This is a genomic window from Citrobacter sp. Cf118 (genome assembly GCF_030334095.1).
Classification (GTDB): Bacteria; Pseudomonadota; Gammaproteobacteria; order Enterobacterales; family Enterobacteriaceae; genus Citrobacter; species Citrobacter freundii.
The window spans coordinates 1-4,740 of sequence record NZ_JAOWES010000085.1 but is presented as its reverse complement, the minus strand read 5'-3'; the positions used below and the strand labels follow the sequence as shown (position 1 = coordinate 4,740).

The following is a 4,740-nucleotide window of genomic DNA, read 5'->3' as shown; positions in this document are numbered from 1 at the left end:
AGGCGCATGGAGGCGATTTCGTACAGGGCATCTTCCATGGCACCGTCGCTCAGGTTGTACCAATGCTGCATGCAGTGAATACGCAGCATGGTCTCCAGCGGATAGGGCCGTCGGCCATTGCCCGCCTTGGGATAAAACGGCTCGATGACAGCGGTCATATTCTGCCATGGCAGAATCTGCTCCATGCGGGAGAGGAAAATCTCTTTTCGGGTCTGACGGCGCTTAGTGCTGAATTCACTATCGGCGAAGGTGAGTTGATGGCTCATGATGTCCCTCTGGGATGCGCTCCGGATGAATATGATGATCTCATATCAGGAACTTGTTCGCACCTTCCCTAGGATTATCAGTATTCTAAATACCTGTTAATATGCGTTTATCTTTTCATGATCCAACGGATCACCATGCTTAATCAACAGGCACGTACACAGTCGGCTACAGCTAAAAAAACGGCCACTCGTTTCTGCTCATTCTCAGCGCTCTGATGGCTGTTACCTCTTTATCAACCGACATCTATCTGAATAGACCCGGGTTTCGTAGACACTTTTTTGCCTCATTTGGACTGACCCCACCCCGGTAGACGATCCTGCCCTATAGTTTGAGCATAGCAACTGTCTTCAAACCCGATTACGAAGCATGTTGGTGGTACAACGGATCCCATGCTTCATTATTTTTCAGCATTGCGTTCAGGATGGTCAGTAGTTTTCTGATGCAGGCGGTCAGTGCAACCTTTTTTGGTTTTCCTGCGGCAACGAGGCGTGTATAGAATTCTTTAATTACTGGGTTGTGCCTCGTCCCGACCAGTGCGGACATATAGAGAGCTGTTCGGACGGAGGCTCGCCCTCCAAATACCGTTCGGCGACCGCGCATTGTGCCGGAATCTCTGTTTACTGGAGCAACCCCAATAAGCGCACTAATTTCACGTCGTGACAACGTTCCAAGTTCCGGAACCTCAGCCAGCAGCACGGCAACAGTCGCTGCACCAACACCTTTAACGGCGCTCAATAATGCAGATAATTCACTGAAATTTTTCGAAATATAGGCTGAAATTTCAGCTTCTATACGAGCCATTTCACTTTTCAATACCGAAATAATAAATCTGATACTTTCATGATTCTGAGGATGCGATGGATGCAACCTGTTTCGCTCAGCTGTAAGCATTATCGTTAATTGTCGGCGTCTGACCACCATTGCTGCCAGCAACTGCCTGTGAGCATCAGGTAAGGGACGAATATATTTTTCCCGCTCAGGATGCTGGTTAATAACTTTTGCCATTTGTAGCAGGACTCTGGCATCTATTTGGTCGGTCTTAGCCAGATAGCCCATTGCGCGGGCAAAATCTCGCGCCTGTCGGGGATTGATAACAACCACATCAAAACCTTCAGACTGAAGATAGCCAGCCACACCAGACTCAAGTCCCCCGGTGGCTTCCATCAGGATCAGTTGAGTTTCATTTCGCTTTAACTCTTTGAGTATCTGATTAAAACCGCCATCTTCATTTGGCACAGTGAATGACCGGGCAATATTGCTGATTGCAATATCCAGAGTGCTTTTCGAAACATCAATGCCTGCACAACGTTGATTTGACACGCTCATCTATACCCCTCCTTGCAAATACGATTTGAAGTTCAGACAACTGTTCGGGCTTCAGATGAACGACTCAGCCTGTGCGTCAGTCGCTATGCTGCGGGCTTGAATAACCCCAGGAGGAATCGGACTACACGGGCTTTGCCAAATCTAAGCCAGAACATAGTAATCCACTTTCAAGATACAAGGAGGAGCGTATGGGCACACCACGATTTACACCTGAATTTAAGGAAGAAGCCGTCCGTCAGATAACGGAGCGCGGTTATTCTGTTGCTGAAGTATCCGACCGTCTGGGCGTTTCTGCGCACAGTCTCTACAAGTGGCTACGGGCTATCAAGCCTGATAACAGCGAACAGCATGCCCGGGATTTACTGGAAGCCAAAAGCGAGATCCTGAAGCTCGGGGCACAGCTGAAGCGCACTGAGGAAGAACGGGATATTCTGAAAAAGGCCGCGCGGTACTTTGCAAGGGAGCCCGACTGAAGTACCGCTTTATCAATGAGCACCGCACTGTATGGGGTGTCATGACGATGTGTCGGGTGTTGTGCGTTGCCCGGGCCGGGTTTTATGCGTGGCTGCATAATCCGGTCTCTGCGCGGGATAAAGATAACCAGCGTCTGCTGACGCTCATCCGCGATTCATATTCCCTGAGCGGTGGCGTCTATGGCTATCGTCGGGTTCATGGCGATCTGAATGAGATCGGTGAAACCTGCGGCAAAAACCGGGTGGGCCGTATTATGCAACTGAACCGGATTAAAGCCGTGCGCGGCTATAAAGCTCCGCGTCGTATCGCTGGCCGACCTTCAGTGGTTGCGCCTAATCGTGTGCAGCGTCAGTTTACCGTTGTCCGCGCCAATCAGGTCTGGGTCACCGATATTACTTATAGTGTGCCCGGAGTTCAGGGCGGGCATGGATGCTTAAATGAACCGCGAGTCTGTCTGGAATATTGAACCGGTAACTCACGATGAGAAACCCAACAATCCCACCGGGTGTGACGGTGGAGAACCTGAGCGGCAGTGACCTGCGGCATGCCCGCAGGGTGATGTAACCCGCTGACAACGGGGATTGAGGCGAGATCACTAAGCCGAGATGATCCTCAAGGTTAAGTACTGAAAGGCTGAAGAACATGAACCCGTTAATCCGCCTCTGTGGGTTGAAAACGTCACCACGGCCTACGTGATCTGACAGGCCGTGCAGGAGGAACTGGCAGTGATACGTAAGCACTGCCGGTCGAAGGTGTTTTGACATGTATGCGAAACACCGGGGCAGCAGCGTCTATCACGCTTGCGTTGCTGACTTCTGCCAACTTGCGGCAAGCAAGGATAAAGAGTGCGACGGGCAGCCTCCTCAGTATGCCTGAGTCCAGGCAGGTAAACCGGGGAAGGTCAGCGACGGATGTTAAGGGGGCATGGCTCCGATGACGCGCTGGCTGGCGGAGCTTCCGTAGTAGTCCGCGATGGGGAAAGCCCATTACATGGCGAAGGGAAGCAGTTTGAATGTGTTTGCGACGTGAATTAACTGACCTAACGAGGTGAAGACCTTTGATAATCAGCGAAATGCAACGCAAGCTTGCCACATGGGCAGCCACCGATCCGTCCCTACGGATTCAACGGCTGCTGCGTCTGATAACACAACCAGAATGGCTGGCTGAAGCGGCGCGGATCACGCTTTCATCAAAGGGGGCGCATACCCCCGGCGTTGATGGCGTGAACAAAACAATGCTACAGGCCAGACTGGCTGTTGAGCTGCAAATCCTCAGGGATGAATTACTCTCAGGCCACTACCAGCCCTTGCCCGCCAGACGGGTTTACATCCCTAAAAGCAACGGCAAACTGCGACCACTGGGTATCCCCGCGTTGCGGGATCGTATTGTTCAGCGGGCCATGCTGATGGCGATGGAGCCGATATGGGAGAGTGATTTTCATACGCTCTCATATGGCTTCCGGCCTGAGCGCAGTGTCCACCACGCGATCCGCACGGTGAAATTACAGCTCACAGACTGCGGTGAAACCCGGGGACGCTGGGTGATTGAAGGCGACCTGTCCAGTTACTTCGACACCGTACATCATCGACTGCTGATGAAGGCTGTACGCCGCAGGATCAGTGACGCACGTTTCATGACTCTGCTGTGGAAAACCATCAAGGCGGGACATATCGATGTCGGTCTCTTTCGGGCGGCCAGTGAAGGTGTGCCACAGGGCGGTGTTATATCGCCGCTATTATCGAACATCATGCTGAATGAGTTCGATCAATACCTGCATGAGCGCTACCTGAGCGGGAAAGCCAGAAAAGATCGGTGGTACTGGAATAACAGTATCCAACGGGGCCGAAGTACGGCGGTCAGAGAAAACTGGCAGTGGAAACCCGCGGTGGCGTACTGCCGCTATGCCGATGATTTTGTCCTCATCGTCAAAGGCACCAAAGCACAGGCGGAAGCCATCAGGGAGGAGTGTCGGGGTGTGCTCGAAGGCAGTCTGAAACTCAGGCTGAACATGGATAAGACTAAAATCACCCATGTTAATGACGGCTTTATCTTTCTGGGGCACAGGATCATTCGCAAACGCAGTCGTTATGGCGAGATGCGAGTGGTCTCAACGATCCCGCAGGAGAAAGCCAGAAACTTCGCCGCATCGCTGACAGCACTGTTATCAGGCAACTACAGTGAAAGCAAAGTCGATATGGCTGAACAACTCAACCGAAAACTGAAAGGCTGGGCCATGTTCTATCAGTTCGTTGATTTTAAGGCCAAAGTCTTCAGTTATATCGACCGTGTCGTGTTCTGGAAGCTGGCTCACTGGCTGGCCCGCAAATACCGTACAGGTATCGCTTCCCTGATGAGGTGGTGGTGTAAATCACCGAAACCGGGTCAGAGCAAAACGTGGGTTTTATTTGGTAAAACCAATCACGGCAAGCTCAGCGGCGAAATACTGTACCGGTTGGTGGGGCAAGGCAAGAAGCTGTTCCGCTGGCGGCTACCCGAAGGTAATCCCTATCTGAGGACGGAGACCAGAAACACGTATACATCGCGCTTTACAGAAGTGGCAATGGCGTTCGCCAGCATTTAAATGGAGAGCCGGATGCGCTGAAAGGTGCACGTCCGGTTCGGGGAGGAGAGGCAGGGAAATAGTCCGACTACGCCCTGCCTCTTACTCTACTC

Annotated in this window: 3 protein-coding genes and 1 pseudogene; 2 read left to right on the top strand and 2 right to left on the bottom strand. The window is 52.0% G+C overall.

Going from position 1 to position 4,740, the window contains the following annotated elements; genetic code table 11:
* Both OGX67_RS13205 and OGX67_RS13200 read right to left on the bottom strand, forming a co-directional pair.
* A partial coding sequence (locus tag OGX67_RS13205) for an IS5/IS1182 family transposase (RefSeq protein ID WP_032255513.1) occupies nt 1-266 on the bottom strand: 266 nt, incomplete at its 3' end.
* A 358-nt stretch (nt 267-624) separates the two neighbouring features.
* Nucleotides 625-1,593 carry an IS110 family RNA-guided transposase gene (locus OGX67_RS13200; protein WP_199991791.1) on the bottom strand — a complete coding sequence of 323 codons (969 nt, stop codon included), beginning with the start codon at nt 1,591-1,593 and terminating at the stop codon, nt 625-627.
* 188 nt (nt 1,594-1,781) lie between these two features.
* On the opposite strand from OGX67_RS13200, the pseudogene OGX67_RS13195 reads away from it, so the two are divergent.
* Both OGX67_RS13195 and ltrA read left to right on the top strand, forming a co-directional pair.
* Nucleotides 1,782-2,467 (top strand): annotated as a pseudogene (locus OGX67_RS13195) (IS3 family transposase); the annotation flags it as partial.
* A gap of 672 nt (nt 2,468-3,139) precedes the next feature.
* Complete coding sequence (gene ltrA / locus OGX67_RS13190) at nt 3,140-4,648, top strand: group II intron reverse transcriptase/maturase (protein WP_001189111.1); 1,509 nt, start codon at nt 3,140-3,142, stop codon at nt 4,646-4,648.
* Nucleotides 4,649-4,740 lie beyond the last annotated feature (92 nt).